Source organism: Amycolatopsis sp. NPDC088138, assembly GCF_044741685.1.
GTDB lineage: Bacteria > Actinomycetota > Actinomycetes > Mycobacteriales > Pseudonocardiaceae > Amycolatopsis.
This window is the reverse complement of record NZ_JBIUTB010000001.1, coordinates 1,208,019-1,222,196: the sequence shown is the minus strand read 5'-3', so window position 1 is coordinate 1,222,196 and position 14,178 is coordinate 1,208,019. Positions and strand designations below refer to the sequence as shown.

Here is a 14,178-nt window from a genome sequence, read left to right as displayed (position 1 = left end):
TCTCATGTCCGTGTTTCAAGGCGCCGGGCTCAGCCGGCGTGGATTCCTGATCGGCACCGGCGGTCTCGCCGCGGCCGCGGCGCTCACGGCGTGCGGCAGCAGTGACGACAAGCCGGCGGCGGCCGCCTCCGGGCCGTGGGAGTTCACCGACGACCGGAACCAGAAGGCCTCCCGCGACCAGCGCCCGTCCCGGGTCGTCGCCTACGCCAGCTCGGCCGCCGCGCTCTGGGACTACGGCGTCCGCCCGGTCGGCGTGTTCGGCCCGCAGAAGACGGCCGACGGTGCCAAGGAGATCCAGGCCGGCAACATCGACCTGAACGCCGTCACCTCGATCGGCAACGCCTGGGACGACTTCAGCATGGAGAAGTTCGCCGCGCTGAAGGCGGACCTGGTCGTCACCGGGCTCACCGGCACCAAGCCGACCGACCTGTGGGTGCTGAAGGACGACCTCGGCCCCAAGGTGCAGGCGATCGCGCCGATCGTCGCGCTGTCGGAGTACAAGGTCACGCTGCCGAAGGTGATCGAGCGCTACGAGCAGCTCGCCGTCGCACTGGGCGGCGACGCGAACTCGGCCGTCATCAAGAAGGGCAAGGACGACTTCCAGAAGGCGTCCGACGACCTGAAGGCCGCGATCAAGTCGAAGCCCGGCCTCAAGGTGCTCGTGGTGTCCAGCGACAAGGACAACCTGTACGTCTGCAAGCCGGAGTTCTTCGCCGACCTCGCGTACTACCGCGACCTGGGCCTGGACATCATCAACGGCGCCGGCGCGGACGACTACTTCGAGACGCTCAGCTGGGAGCAGGCCGGCAAGTACCCGGCCGACCTGATCCTCAGCGACAGCCGCACCTTCGCCCTCTCGCGCCAGCAGCTCGCCGCGATCCCGACGTGGGCGCAGCTGCCCGCGGTCAAGGCGAGCCAGCTCGCCGACTGGTCGACCGAGCCGCGGTTCAACCCGGTGCTCGCGGCCCCGGTCATCCAGAAGCTGGCCGAGGTCGTGAAGGGCGCCCGCACGGACATCACCGCCTGAGGAGGCCCCCGATGACCAACCCGTTCGAAGACCCCGAAGGCACGTACCTGGTCCTGGTCAACGCCGAAAACCAGCACAGCCTGTGGCCGGAGTCCGTCGACGTCCCGGCCGGCTGGACTGTCTCCTTCGGCCCGTCCGGCCGTCAGGCGTGCCTGGACCACGTGGAAGCCAACTGGACGGACATGCGGCCGAAGTCCCTGGCCGACGCCATGGACAACTGACCCTTCCCGAACACGACACGCCGGGAGCCGCTGGGGCTCCCGGCGTGTCGTCTTTCCCGGTACGTGTGTCGTCCGCCCAGGTACGCGTGTCGTCCCTTCAAGCACGCGAGTCGACCCTCTGATCACGCGTGTCGGCGTTTCGATCACAGTGCCGACCGGACGACGCGCGTACCGGGATGGACGACTCGCGTACCCAGGCGGACGACACGGGTGCCTGGAGGGACGACACGGGTGATTGCGGGGTCGACACACGTGATTCGAGAGACGACACGCCGGGAGCCGCTTGGGTTCCCGGCGTGTCGTCTGTCCGTGAAGGCCACCTTGAGGGACTCAGAGTCCCTCAAGGTGGCCTTCACGGACAGCGTCAGGCGCGCTGGCCGGACCAGGCCGCCCAGAGCTTGGCGTACTGCCCGTCCGCGGCCACCAGCTCGTCGTGGGTGCCCGACTCGACCACCGCGCCCGCGTCCAGGACCACGATGCGGTCGGACGCCGCCGCCTGGGTGAGGCGGTGGGCGACCACCAGGGCCGTGCGGCCTTCGAGGGCCGCCGCGGCCGCCGACTCCAGGACCCGGGAACCCGCGCTGCCCGCTTCGGCCGTGGCCTCGTCGAGGATCGCGATCGGCGGGTCGGCCAGCACCAGCCTGACCAGCGCCAGCTGCTGCGCCTGCGTCACCGTCAGCTGGTGACCGCCTTCGCCGACGACCGTCGCGAGGCCGTCCGGCAGCACGTCCACCCAGGGCAGCGCCCCGACCTTCGTCAGGGCGGCCCGCAGGTCGTCGTCCGACGCCGACGGCCGGGCCAGGCGCAGGTCCTCGGCCAGTGGCCCGGCGAAGACGTGGACCTCCTGGCTGATCAGCGCGACCGTCCGGCGGGTGGCCTCGGGACCCAGCTCGTCCAGGGGGACACCGCCGAGCGTGACCGAACCCGTGCCGGGCCGGTGGATGCCGGCGATCAGCTTGGCGAGCGTGGTCTTCCCGGCGCCGCTCGCGCCGACCAGCGCCACCCGCTCGCCGGGCGCGACGCCGAGGTCGACCTCCCGCAGTACCGGGTGACCGTCCACATAGGAGTAACCCGCGCCCGCCGTCTTCACCGACGCGTCGACCGGGCGCGCCGGCTGCGCGGGCTGAGCCTCGGCCGGCAGGTCGGCGACGCCGATCAGCCGCGCGAGGCTGGCCGCGGCCGCCTGCGCGTCGTCGACCAGGGCCAGCGCCGTCGTGATCGGGCCGAACAGGCTGTGGAAGTACAGGGCCGCCGCCGTCGCCACACCGACCGTCACGGCGTTCGCCCCGACCAGCAGGAAGCCCATCGCCAGGATCGCGGACAGCCCGACGAACTCGGCGAGGTTGAGCCGTGCGTAGAACCGCGTCACCAGGCGGATCCCGCGCAGCGCCAGCTCGACGGCGCTGTCGGAGCGCTTGCGCACCCGCTCGATGTGGGCGTCGCCCATGCTGAACGCGCGGACGGTCTTCGCGCCGCCGATGGTGTCCAGCAACTGCTGTTGCTGCGCGCCGACGGCCTCGCGCTGGCTGGCGTACAACGGCTTCGCGCGCGGCACGTACCAGCGCACGGTCCACAGCTGGATCGGCACGGCCACCAGCGCGGCCAGGAAGAACCGCCAGTCGAGCACGGCCAGCGCGCCGAGCGTGAGGACCACCGTCAGCACCGAGCGGCCCAACTCGGGCAGCGCCTCCCGGACGCCCTCCGCGACCACCGAGACGTCGTTCGTCACGCGGGCGGTGAGGTCGCCGGACCCGGCCCGTTCGACCTGTTCGAGCGACAGCCCCAGCGCCCGCTCGACGAAGCGTTCCCGCAGCTCCGCGAGGATCGTCTCGCCGAGGCGCGACACCATCGACACGCCGAGCGCGGTCGCGACCGCCTGCGCCAGCGCGACGAGGACCAGCGCGACCACCGGCGTGACGAGCTCGGTCGCCGGCTGCTTCGACGCGACCAGGTCGACGACGCGGCCGAGCAGGGGAGCGGTGAGCAGGCCGATCGCGGTGGCCGCGACCAGCATGGTGAACGCGGCGATGGCGCGGCCCTTGGCCCGGCCGATCAGCTCGCCGAGGACGGCGCGGATGCGCGGCCCGTCGGCGACGGGGAGGAGTTCTCGGGTCATGACAGCACCGCCGCCCGGTAGTCGGCCCGGTCGGCCAGCTCGGAATGGCTGCCTTCGCAGGCGATCCGCCCGTCGTCGAGCAGCACGACACGATCGGTCGCGGCGAGCAGGGCCGGGCTGGTGGTCACGAGGATGGTCGTGCGGCCGCGCCGCAGCTCCGCCAGGCCCGCGGCGATGCGGGCCTCGGTGACGGTGTCGACCGCGGTCGTCGGGTCGTGCAGCACGAGCACCGGCGCGTCGACGGCCAGCGCCCGCGCGAGGGCGACCCGCTGGCGTTGCCCGCCGGAGAGTGATCTGCCGCGCTCGCTGACCGCGGTCGCGACGCCGTCGGGCAGCGCGCTCGCCACCTCGTCGACGGCGGCGGCGGTCATCGCCTCGGCGACGCGCGGCCCGGGCTCGACGTTCTCGGCGACGGTCCCCGCGAACAGGTCCGCGTCGTGCGCCGCGACCAGCACGACCTCCCGCACGCGGCTCGGGTCCACAGTGGACAGGTCGACCGCGTCGACCGACACCGACCCGGTGGCGGGGTCGGCGGCGCGGCCGAGGCAGTCGAGCAGGTCGGTCGCGGCGGCCGGGTCGGTGGCGACCACGCCGAGCAGTTCGCCCGGCCGGGCTTCGAAGTCGACGTCGCGCAGCGCACCCCGGCCCAGCGCGGACAGGCGCACGTGCCCGGGCGCCGGGGCCGGCAGCGTCGCGGTGCCTTCGCCGACGGCGGGCGGCGCGTTGAGGACGTCGGCGATCCGCCCTGCCGACGCCCGGCCCTGGGCGAGCTCGCCGTTGACCCACGAGAAGATCGAGAACGGCGTGATCAGGTACTGGGCGAGCCCGACCGCGGCGACCAGGTCGCCGATGGTGATGTCGCCCGCCGCGGCGAGGTTGCCGCCGACCAGCGCGACCAGCGCGATGAAGATGCCGGTGAGGGCGAGCAGCGCGCCGTTGTGCCAGGCCTGGGCGCGGGCCGCCTTGAGCGTCGCCTTCAGGGAGTCCTGGCTGGTGCGGCGGTAGCGGTCGACGGCCGCGCGCTCGGCGCCGACACCCTTGAGCACCCGCAGCCCGGCGACGAGGTCCGTCGCGATCCCGGAGGCGAACGCGGAGCGCTCCTGCTCGGCCTCGCTGCGGCGTTCGAGAGGCTTTCCGATGAGGTGCGCGAGGTAGAGCATCGGCGGAGTGCCGAGCAGCACGAGCAGGCCGAGCGGGATCGACATGGTGAGCAGTACGACGGCGCTGACCAGCAGCCCGGCCAGTCCGGCGACGCCGAACGGGAGTACCCCGTTGAGCTGGCCGACGCGCTTGGCGTCCGATGTCCCGATGCTCACCAGTTCGCCCGCGAGGTTGCCGGTTTCGGCGCCGCCGCCCGGGTGCAGGACGCGGCGGCCGAGGTCGAGGCGCAGTTCGTGCGCGGCGCGTTCCGCGGCGCGCTCGCCGGAGCGGGCGCCGAGCCGGTAGCTGGTCGACAGGCCGGCGAAGAGCACGCCGAGCACCGCCAGCCAGAGGAGCAGGGTCCAGACCGAGCCGCCCGCGACGGCCTGGTCGATCACGACGCCGATCACCACCGGGACCAGCGCCTCACCGCCCTGGTGGCACGCCGTCAGCAGCGACGCGAGCGCCACCGACCTGCGTTGCCCGGCGATCGAACGGCGGAGGACTTCCCGTCCGGTCGTGCTCACCCGCGCCTCCCTGTCCTGTCGTGGGATAGGTAAGGCTAGTCTAAGTAAAGAACTTACGGGGAAACGGTCGGCTTCGTCTCAGTTGACGGCCGCGACGGGGTCGGTCGCCGGTTCCCCGAACCGCGCCAGGGCGAGCGCGGCGGCGACGGCCAGGACGAACCCGGCCGCCGCGACCAGCACGAACCCGGGCCGCGTGCGGTCGCCGAGCACGAGCACGCCGACCAGTGACGGGAACACCGTCTCGCCGAGCACCATCATCGCGGTCGAGGTGGTGACGCTGCCGCGTTGCAACGCCGTCGCGTAGAACAGCATCGCCATCCCGCCCGCGACGGCGACGGTGTAGGTCGCCGGGTCCTTGAGCAGGTCGAGCGGCGCGAGGCTGGGGATGATCCGCCCGGCGATCGCGACGACGCCGAAGCCCAGCCCGGCGACCAGGCCGAGCGCCGGCGTCCGCACCCGGCGGGGCGCCTTCCCGGCGACGATCCCGGCCCCGGCCAGCACCACGACCGCGCCGATCAGCACCAGCCGGAACCCGAGGCCGACGGGGTCCGAGCCCTCGCTTTCGGCGGCCGCGCCGAGCAGGCCCAGGCCGGCGCACACGACGACGATGGCGCCCCACTCCCGTTTGCCCAGCCGGACGCCGAGGAACCGCGCGGCGACCGCGGTCACGGCGAGGCTCGCCGCGAGCGCGGCCTGCACGACGAACAGCGGCAGGACGTGCAGGGCCACGATCTGCGCCACGAACCCGAGGACGTCCAGCGAGAGGCCGAGCACGAACTTCCACTGGCCGAGCACGCGCACCAGGAGTTTCGGGTCGACGCCGTCGGCGCCGGTGTCGGTCGCCTGCGCGGCGACCGACTGCATGACCGACGCGACGCCGTACGCGCAGGCCGCGCCCAAGGCGCAGAGGAGTCCCCACCACATGCCACCCACCCTAGGACCGTTCGCGTCCGGCGTGATCTTGGCGGCGCTCCGGATTTTGTCGGACCCCCTCGCTATCTTGTCTTCATGTCGAACACGAGTTCGAAGATGCGCCGTTCCTGGCCCGCTCGCCTGGCCTGGGACGAGCTGCGCGTGCAGCTGGACTTCCTGCAGTTCCTCCGCGCCACCGCGGTCAACAAGGTCGCCGGGCTGACCCCCGAGGCCGCCGCCGCGACGTTGCTGCCGACGTCACCGCGGATGAGCGCGCTGGGTGTCCTGAAGCACCTGACCGCGGTCGAGCGGTGGTGGCTGGCGATCGAAGCGGGTGGTGCGGACCTGCCGTCACTCTGGGCGGGCAAACCGGACCCGAGCTGGGACCTGACCGAGGACGACACCCCGGCGTCGGTCGTCGCGGCGTACAAGGCGGAGTGGGCCCGGGTGGAGAAGGCCCTCCACGGGCTCACCCCCGACGACCGCACGAGGCGGCGTTCGGAGTTCACCGTGCGGTGGGTGCTGGCGCACGTCGTCCAGGAGACGGCTCGGCACGTGGGGCACCTGGACGTCCTGCGGGAGCTGGCCGACGGGGAGGTGGGTGAATGACGGCGTGCAGGAAAAACGGGTGACACGCGGGATAGCGTGGGTGTGTGGCCGTCGTCGCGGAGTACCGCCGATTTACCGGCCCCCTGGTCCTTCACGGATGTCAGTGGGGTTGCGGTGCCATGTCCGCGGGCGGTCCGGCTTGATCGGGCTTGCCTGATCGGATTTCGTTCCACCGTGCGCTTCGACCGGTTGAAGCGTGCCGGAACGGCCGCGTACGCGCCGACCTCACCGGGTGTCCGGGCCAGGGGGAGCAGTCGCCCCATCGTCCCGCTCACCTCGGAGGTTCCGTCATGCCTGCTTCGCTCACCCCGGCCCAGCTCACCCGCGACCTCGCCGTCCGTGATCTGACCGATCCGGCCGCCGGTCCGCACGCGATCCAGCTCGTTGTCGACCGGGCCGTCGCCGCGCTCACCGCGAGGTGGTCGTGCGCCGTCCGGTGGTGGCCCGGGGATCGGATCGTCACCGTCGCCGACAACTACGACAACCTCGGCTACGACCCGGCCGACGTCACCCGCGACGCGCGCTACACCCGCTACGTCGACGCGGAGCGCATGCTGCGCAGCCATTCCAGCGCGCTGATCCCGGCGGCGCTGCGCGCGCTGGCCGCGAACCCGGCCGACGACGTCCTGCTCGTGTGCCCGGGTGTTATCTACCGCCGCGACAGCATCGACCGGCTGCACAGCGGCACGCCGCACCAGCTCGACCTGTGGCGGATCACCCGCCGCCCGATGGGGCGGGCCGACCTCGAAGAACTGGCCGGTGCGCTCCTGCCGGGCCGCCGGTGGCGGCTGGCGGACCGGCGGCATCCGTACACAGTGGACGGTGCCCAGCTCGCCGTCGAGCACGACGGCGCCTGGGTGGAGGTCGCCGAATGCGGGCTGGCTGGTCCCGCCGTGCTCGCGCGGGCCGGGCTTGACGGCTGGTCCGGGCTCGCCCTCGGGATGGGCCTGGACCGGATGCTGATGCTGCTCAAGGGCGTTCCGGACATCCGGCTGCTGCGCTCGGCCGAACCCGCGGTCGCGGGCCAGATGCTCGACCTCGAGCCCTACCGCCCGGTGTCGGCGATGCCGCCGGTGCGCCGCGACCTCTCGATCGCCGTCGCTGCCGACGACCTCGCGGAGGACCTCGGCGACCGCGTCCGCGACGCGCTGGGCGCCGACGCCGACGTCGTCGAGACGGTCGAGATCCGGCAGGAGACGCCGTGCGCGGACCTGCCGCCGCAGGCCCTCGCCCGGCTCGGCGCGAGCGCCGATCAGAAGAACCTGCTGGTACGCCTGGTACTCCGCCCGATGGGTGCAACGCTGTCCGACCACGAGGCCAACGTCCTGCGCGACCGCGTCTACGCCGCTCTGCACCGGGGCAGCGTCCATCAGTGGGCCGCGGAGTGACAGGGGACGACCTCGGCCGACACATGCGGCCCTTGCCGGTCGGCCGGTGCCCCGAGGCTGCGCCACCGACCGGCGAGGCGGGTGGCCAGCCGGGGCGCCACCCGGGACGGGAGCGGGTGCGGGCCTGGTCGGCGAGTCCGGTGCGTGGCCGTAGGGTGGCGGGCATGACGGATCGGCTCTACTTCCGGCAGTTGCTCGCGGGCCGCGACTTCGCGGTCGGGGACCCGGTGGCGACGCAAATGGTGAACTTCGCCTACCTGATCGGCGACCGCGAGACCCGGGACGCGGTGATCGTCGACCCGGCCTACGCCGTGCGGGATCTGCTGGACGTGCTCGCCGCCGACGAGATGCGGCTCACCGGGGTGCTCGCGACCCACCACCACCCCGACCACGTCGGTGGCGACATGATGGGCTTCTCATTGCCCGGGATCGCCGAGCTGCTCGCCGTCCAGCAGGTGCCGATCCACGTCAACGGCGCCGAGAGCGAGTGGGTCCGGCGGGTCACCGGGGTGTCAGACACCGACCTGCGCGCGCACGACCACGACGACGTCCTCGAGGTCGGCGCGATCCCGATCCGGCTGCTGCACACCCCCGGCCACACACCGGGCAGCCAGTGCTTCCTCGTCGAGGACAAGCTCGTCTCCGGGGACACGCTGTTCCTCGAGGGCTGCGGCCGCACCGACTTCCCCGGCGGGGACGCCGAGGAGATCTACCGCAGCCTGCAGGCCCTCGCCGGGCTGGCCGGCGACCCCGTCGTCTACCCCGGGCACCAGTACTCCGCCGAGCCGTCGGCGCCGCTGTCGGACGTCAAGCGCACCAACTTCGTCTACCGGCCGCGCTCGCTCGACGAATGGAAGGTCATGTTCGGCGGCTGAGAGGCCGTTCCACGGACTGAAACACGGCTATTTCACGGACTGAGAGTCCGCGTCCACGGATTGACTTCACCCGTTCGTGGCTCGAAGCTCGGGACCATGCATCACGGCGCACTCCTCGTCGCCCGCCTGCACGTCGACCTCCGGCGGCAGGCGAGCGCGGCGTGTCCGCTCGCCTGATCCCGCGCTGAAGCGCGAATACCGCTGAGCCCGAACACTGAAGTCCCGGGAGAAATCCGTGTCGATTTCCACCACGGGCGTGCTGGCGCGCGCCGAACCGGCCGCCGAACGACCGCCCCGCAAGACACCCACCTGGCGCCGCTTCGACCTGCGCCGGTGGATCAGCCCGGTGGTGCTGGTCGCCGTCTGGCAGATCGCCAGCGGCACCGGCCTGCTGCCCCCCGACAAGCTCAGTTCACCGTGGACGGTCCTGCAGGCCGGCGTCGAAGTCGCGCGCAGCGGCGAGCTCGGTGACGCGTTCGCCGTGTCGCTCGGCCGCGTCGGGGCCGGGTTCGCCATCGGCGCGATCGTCGGGGTGCTGCTCGGCATCGTGTCCGGGCTCTCGCGCTGGGGTGAGGCGCTGGTCGACCCGCCGGTCCAGATGCTGCGCACGCTGCCGTTCCTCGGCCTGATCCCGCTGTTCATCCTGTGGTTCGGGATCGGCGAGGAGACGAAGATCGTGCTGGTCGCGCTCGGCGTGGCCTTCCCGCTCTACCTGAACGTCCACTCGGGCATCCGCGGCGCCGACCCGAACCTCGTCGAGGCCTCGCGGGCGCTCGGGTTCAGCCGGGCGGAACGGCTCTGGCACGTGATCCTGCCCGGTGCGCTGCCCCAAGCCCTGGTCGGGCTGCGGCAGTCGCTCGGCCTCGCGTGGCTCGCGCTGATCGTCGGCGAGACGGTCAACGCCGACGCCGGTGTCGGCTACCTCATCAACAACGCGCGGGAGTTCCTGCGCACCGACGTCGTGGTCGTCGGCCTCATCCTGTACGCCCTGCTCGGCCTGGTCACCGACGCGCTGGTCCGGCTGCTGGAACGGAAGGTGCTGCGGTGGCGAACCCGGTAGCGGACGTCGGAAACCTGACCAAGCGGTTCGGCGACCGGACCGTCCTCAGTGGACTCGACCTGACCATCGACCGCGGGGAGTTCGTCGCCCTGCTGGGCCGCAGCGGCTCCGGCAAGTCGACGCTCCTGCGGGTGCTGGCCGGGCTCGACGGTGCCGTCGAGGGGAAGGCCGACGTCCACGGGACCGTCTCGGTCGCCTTCCAGCAGCCGCGGCTGCTGCCGTGGCGGAAGGTCTGGCGCAACGTCGTTCTGGGCCTGCGCCAGGACGGCGTCTCGAAGTCCCGCAACCGCGCGCTGGCCGACAAGGCGCTCGCCGAGGTCCACCTCGGCGACCACGCCGACGACTGGCCGCTGACGCTGTCGGGCGGTGAGGCGCAACGCGTGTCGCTGGCCCGTGCCCTGGTGCGCGAGCCGGACCTGCTGCTGCTCGACGAGCCGTTCGGCGCGCTCGACGCGCTCACCCGGATCGCGATGCACCGGCTGGTCGAGGACCTCTGGCGCCGGCACCTGCCGGGGGTCCTGCTGGTGACCCACGACGTCGACGAGGCCCTGCTGCTCGCCGACCGGGTCCTCGTCCTCGACGGCGGCCGCATCGTCGCCGAACACCGGCCGGGCGGCTCCCGGCCGCGCAACCCCGCCGACCACATCGACGTCCGCCGCCGCGTGCTGGCGGACCTGGGAGTGACCGAAGATGCTCTGGCGTAAGGGAGTCCTCGCCGTCGCGGCCGCTCTGGCGCTGGCCGGGTGCGGTTCGGCAGCGAAAGACGCCGGTCCGGCCGCGGTGCCGCCGCCGGTGAGCGCGGCCGACCTGGCGAAGGTGACGCTCAAGGTCGGCGACCAGAAGGGCGGCGTGAAGTCGCTGCTCACCGCGGCGAAGGGGCTCGACAACCTGCCGTACAAGATCGAATGGTCGACGTTCACCTCCGGGCCGCCGCTGCTCGAGGCGGCGTCGGCCGGCGCGATCGACATCGGCCGCGTCGGCAACACGCCGCCGATCTTCGCCGCCGCCGCGAAGGCGAAGATCGCCGTCGTGAGCGTCTCGAAGAGCAATGTCGAACGTGAGGCGATCCTGGTCCCGGACGACTCGCCGTTGAAGGACGTCGCCTCCCTGAAGGGGAAGACGGTCGGGGTCGCGAAGGGCAGCTCCGCGCACGGCCAGCTGCTGAACACGCTGCACAACGCCGGACTGTCCACCAAGGACATCAAGATCAGCTTCCTGCAGCCGGCCGAGGCCTACGCCGCGTTCACCCAGCACACGATCGACGCGTGGGCGATCTGGGACCCCTACACCGCGCAGGCCCAGATCGAGGCCAAGGCGCGGGTGCTGGCCGACGGCCGGGGCTCGTCCAACGGCCTGAGCTTCCAGACCGCGAGCACCGCCGCGCTGGCCGACCCCGGCAAGAACTCGGCCATCCGGGACTTCGTGGTCCGGGTGGTCAAGGCGCAGAAGTGGGCCGACGCGCACCGTCCGGAGTGGGCGGCGGCGTGGGCCAAGGAGACCGGGCTGAAGCTCGACGTGGCGCAGAAGGCCGTCGACGCGGGCCGTGACCTGCCGGCTCCGCTGGACGACTCGATCGTGAAATCGGAGCAACAGCTCGCGGACGCGTTCACCGACGACAAGACTCTGCCGGGGAAGGTGGACTTCGCCGCGTACGCCGACCGGCGGTTCGGTCCGGACCTCGAGACGGCTAGGAGCAACGGATGAGCATCAGGCTGCACTGGTTCCTGCCCACCAGCGGTGACGGCCGCACGATCGTGGAACGCTTCCACGCCAACCGGTCCGCCGGTCCGGCCGCGCAGCGCGACCCCGATCTCGACTACCTCGCCCAGGTCGCCCGCGCCGCCGAACGGCAGGGCTTCGAAGGCGTCCTGACGCCGACCGGGACCTGGTGCGAGGACGCCTGGCTCACCACGGCCGCACTGATCCGCGAGACGACCAAGCTGAAGTTCCTGGTCGCCTTCCGCCCCGGCGTCATCTCGCCGACGCTCGCCGCGCAGATGGCCGGCACGTTCCAGCGCCTGTCGGAAGGCCGGGTGCTGCTCAACATCGTCACCGGCGGCGACGCGGTCGAGCAGCGCCGGTTCGGCGACTGGCACGACCACGACGCCCGGTACGCGCGCACCGACGAGTTCCTCACGATCGTCCGCGGCGTGTGGTCCGGGAAGCCGTTCACCTTCGAAGGTGAGCACCTGAAAGTCGAAGGCGCGACGACGCTGGCCGCGCCGGACCCGCTGCCGCCGATCTACTTCGGCGGCTCGTCGCCGGCCGCGCTGCCGGTGGCCGCGAAGCACGCCGACGTCTACCTGACCTGGGGCGAGCCGCCCGCGCAGGTCGCCGAGAAGATCGCCAAGGTCAAGGCGCTGGCGGGGGACCGGGACATCCGGTTCGGCGTCCGGCTGCACACGATTTCGCGCGACACGTCGGCCGAGGCGTGGGCGGAGGCGCAGAAGCTGCTGGACGCGCTGAGCCCGGAGCAGGTCGCGAAGGCCCAGGCGCAGCTCGCCGCCAGCGAGTCCGTCGGGCAGCAGCGGATGGTCGCGCTGCACGGCGGCCGCACCGACGGCGGGGTCCGCGGCCTGGAGATCCACCCGAACCTGTGGGCCGGCGTCGGCCTGGTCCGCGGCGGCGCGGGCACCGCACTGGTCGGCAGCCACAGCGAGGTCGCCGACCTGATCGAGGAGTACCACTCGGTCGGCGTCAGCGAGTTCGTGCTGTCCGGCTACCCGCACCTGGAGGAGGCGTACTGGTTCGGGGACGGCGTCCGGCCGGAGCTGGCCCGGCGCGGGCTGCTGGCCGACGTCCCGGCGCTGCACCGGCCGTCCCACCCCGAACGCAACGTCGCCGCGCTCTAACCCCAGCGCGTGGAGGCGTAGACGACGATGTTGTCGCGGTAGGAGCGTTTGGCCGCGTCGAAGCTGCCGCCGCAGGTGATCAGCCGCAGCGCGCTGCCCGGCGCCGGACCGTAGACGGCGTCGGTGGGGAAGGCGTTCTTCGGGTAGCGCTGGACGCGGTCCACGACGAACCGCGCCTCCTGGCCGTCGGAGCGCGTGACGAACACTTCGTCGCCGCCCTTCAGCTCGCGCAGCCGGAAGAACGGCGCCGGGCCGGAGCGGGAGTCGACGTGCGCGGCGATCACCGCGGGGCCGGGGTCGCCCGGCACCGGGCCGTCGGCGTACCAGCCGATGTCCCCGAACTTCGCCGGCGCTTCGAGCTGGTGGTCGGGTCCGAGCCCGAGCGGGACGAGCGCGGGCGCGTCGATGGCGATCGCCGGGATCCGCAGGTGCACCGGGAGGACCTCGACGGCCGTCGGCAACGGCTGCGGACCGGCCGCGGCCGCCGGGGTGGAGGACGACGTCACCGTCGGCGGCGGGGTGGCCGGGGCCGCCGTCGAGCAGCCCGCGACCACCAGCGCCGTGACGAGGAGCGCGCCGAGCTCAGCGCGCACGCAAGGTCCGGCGCCGCCGCAGCACCGGCCACGCGGCGAGCGCGGCCAGGAGCGCGACCACCGACGCCGCCGGCCAGAACGGCGTGCCCGACGGCACCGGCGCCGTGCCGCCACCGCCGGTCTCGACGCCGAACTTCGGCGGGTCGGGCAGCGACGCGCCGTCGGCGATCGCGTTCGCCTTGAGCGCCCCGCCGTCCTCGGTGACCAGCAGCGTCGTCGACGTGCCCGCCTTGACGTCGACGTCGGCGGTGGACTTCACCGAGCCCCCGCTCAGCTGCAGCGGGTAGCGCCCCTGCGGCACGTCGACGTAGTTGGACGTCATGCCGTACGCCGCGTCCTTGGCGATCGCCATGCCCTGCGGGCCGTCGACGGTGACCGGGGCGATGGCCGCCGACCCCTCGACGACGCGGACCCGGCCCTGGCCCGGGCCGGGCGGGGTCAGGTCGTCGGTCACCAGCTGGCCGTGCAGCGTGCCGTCCGGGCCGTTCGCGAAGACCAGCAGCGAGTAGGCGTTGCGCTCGGCGACGTCGATGGTGGCCGACAGCGCGGGCGGGGTGGTCGCCGCGGCGTTGGCGGGCCGCATCGAGAGGGTGTACTTGCCGGGGTCGAGCGACGAGTAGGGCGTGACCGCGCCGTAGCCGGCCTTGCGGATGACGACCTTCTCGGCCTGCCCGAACGGCGCGAAGTAGATGTCCACCGGCGGGACCTTCGGGGACAGGTGCCCGACGCGGATCCAGCCGACGCCCGGCCCGGGCGCGTTCGCCGCGGCGAACGCGGGAACCGGCGCCAGCGCGCCGATCAGCAGGGCCGCGGCGATCAGCCCGGCGGGTCTGAGCAGGAGCCTGGTGCGCATGAGAG

Annotated in this window: 15 protein-coding genes; 10 read left to right on the top strand and 5 right to left on the bottom strand. The window is 72.8% G+C overall.

Annotated elements, in window-relative coordinates:
* The first annotated feature begins 4 nt into the window (after positions 1–4).
* A complete protein-coding gene (locus ACIOD2_RS05630; RefSeq protein ID WP_400534756.1) occupies positions 5–1,027 on the top strand; it encodes an ABC transporter substrate-binding protein in 1,023 nt (340 codons plus the stop codon).
* Between the two features lie 11 nt (positions 1,028–1,038).
* Entirely contained in the window at positions 1,039–1,248 is a 210-nt protein-coding gene (locus ACIOD2_RS05625; protein ID WP_400534754.1) for an MbtH family protein, read from the top strand.
* A 364-nt stretch (positions 1,249–1,612) separates the two neighbouring features.
* On the opposite strand, the gene ACIOD2_RS05620 is transcribed toward ACIOD2_RS05625, so the two are convergent.
* From ACIOD2_RS05620 to ACIOD2_RS05610, 3 genes are all read right to left on the bottom strand, one after another.
* Entirely contained in the window at positions 1,613–3,364 is a 1,752-nt protein-coding gene (locus ACIOD2_RS05620; RefSeq protein WP_400534752.1) for an ABC transporter ATP-binding protein, read from the bottom strand.
* A complete protein-coding gene (locus ACIOD2_RS05615; protein ID WP_400534750.1) occupies positions 3,361–5,031 on the bottom strand; it encodes an ABC transporter ATP-binding protein in 1,671 nt (556 codons plus the stop codon). Before ACIOD2_RS05615 ends, ACIOD2_RS05620 begins: the two co-directional genes overlap by 4 nt.
* Before the next feature lie 78 nt (positions 5,032–5,109).
* Positions 5,110–5,955 (bottom strand): hypothetical protein, encoded by an 846-nt coding sequence (locus ACIOD2_RS05610; protein WP_400534748.1) that lies wholly within the window; start codon positions 5,953–5,955, stop codon positions 5,110–5,112.
* Between the two features lie 84 nt (positions 5,956–6,039).
* Here ACIOD2_RS05610 and ACIOD2_RS05605 point away from each other — a divergent pair, with 84 nt between their 5' ends.
* The 8 genes from ACIOD2_RS05605 to ACIOD2_RS05570 all read left to right on the top strand — a co-directional run bounded on the left by ACIOD2_RS05605 (position 6,040) and on the right by ACIOD2_RS05570 (position 12,727).
* A complete protein-coding gene (locus ACIOD2_RS05605; RefSeq protein WP_400534746.1) occupies positions 6,040–6,552 on the top strand; it encodes a DinB family protein in 513 nt (170 codons plus the stop codon).
* A 290-nt stretch (positions 6,553–6,842) separates the two neighbouring features.
* Entirely contained in the window at positions 6,843–7,940 is a 1,098-nt protein-coding gene (locus ACIOD2_RS05600) for a hypothetical protein (protein ID WP_400534744.1), read from the top strand.
* A gap of 164 nt (positions 7,941–8,104) precedes the next feature.
* Positions 8,105–8,815: an MBL fold metallo-hydrolase gene (locus tag ACIOD2_RS05595; protein ID WP_400534742.1), complete on the top strand. Its 711-nt coding sequence runs from the start codon at positions 8,105–8,107 to the stop codon at positions 8,813–8,815.
* Between the two features lie 96 nt (positions 8,816–8,911).
* Positions 8,912–8,992, top strand: a complete 81-nt coding sequence (locus ACIOD2_RS05590) for a putative leader peptide (RefSeq protein WP_400535415.1) — start codon at positions 8,912–8,914, stop codon at positions 8,990–8,992.
* 58 nt (positions 8,993–9,050) lie between these two features.
* Positions 9,051–9,875 (top strand): ABC transporter permease, encoded by an 825-nt coding sequence (locus ACIOD2_RS05585; RefSeq protein ID WP_400534741.1) that lies wholly within the window; start codon positions 9,051–9,053, stop codon positions 9,873–9,875.
* Entirely contained in the window at positions 9,860–10,579 is a 720-nt protein-coding gene (locus ACIOD2_RS05580; RefSeq protein WP_400534739.1) for an ABC transporter ATP-binding protein, read from the top strand. Before ACIOD2_RS05585 ends, ACIOD2_RS05580 begins: the two co-directional genes overlap by 16 nt.
* The gene (locus ACIOD2_RS05575; RefSeq protein ID WP_400534737.1) at positions 10,566–11,579 is read left to right on the top strand and encodes an ABC transporter substrate-binding protein; all 1,014 of its coding nucleotides are present in this window, start codon (positions 10,566–10,568) and stop codon (positions 11,577–11,579) included. Before ACIOD2_RS05580 ends, ACIOD2_RS05575 begins: the two co-directional genes overlap by 14 nt.
* The gene (locus tag ACIOD2_RS05570) at positions 11,576–12,727 is read left to right on the top strand and encodes an LLM class flavin-dependent oxidoreductase (protein ID WP_400534735.1); all 1,152 of its coding nucleotides are present in this window, start codon (positions 11,576–11,578) and stop codon (positions 12,725–12,727) included. Before ACIOD2_RS05575 ends, ACIOD2_RS05570 begins: the two co-directional genes overlap by 4 nt.
* Here ACIOD2_RS05570 and ACIOD2_RS05565 read toward each other — a convergent pair.
* Together ACIOD2_RS05565 and ACIOD2_RS05560 are read right to left on the bottom strand one after the other, a co-directional pair.
* Positions 12,724–13,320 carry a class F sortase gene (locus tag ACIOD2_RS05565; RefSeq protein WP_400534733.1) on the bottom strand — a complete coding sequence of 199 codons (597 nt, stop codon included), beginning with the start codon at positions 13,318–13,320 and terminating at the stop codon, positions 12,724–12,726. The two genes, ACIOD2_RS05570 and ACIOD2_RS05565, sit on opposite strands and share 4 nt — an antisense overlap.
* Positions 13,310–14,173, bottom strand: a complete 864-nt coding sequence (locus ACIOD2_RS05560) for a DUF4397 domain-containing protein (RefSeq protein ID WP_400534732.1) — start codon at positions 14,171–14,173, stop codon at positions 13,310–13,312. Before ACIOD2_RS05560 ends, ACIOD2_RS05565 begins: the two co-directional genes overlap by 11 nt.
* Between the last annotated feature and the right edge of the window lie 5 nt (positions 14,174–14,178).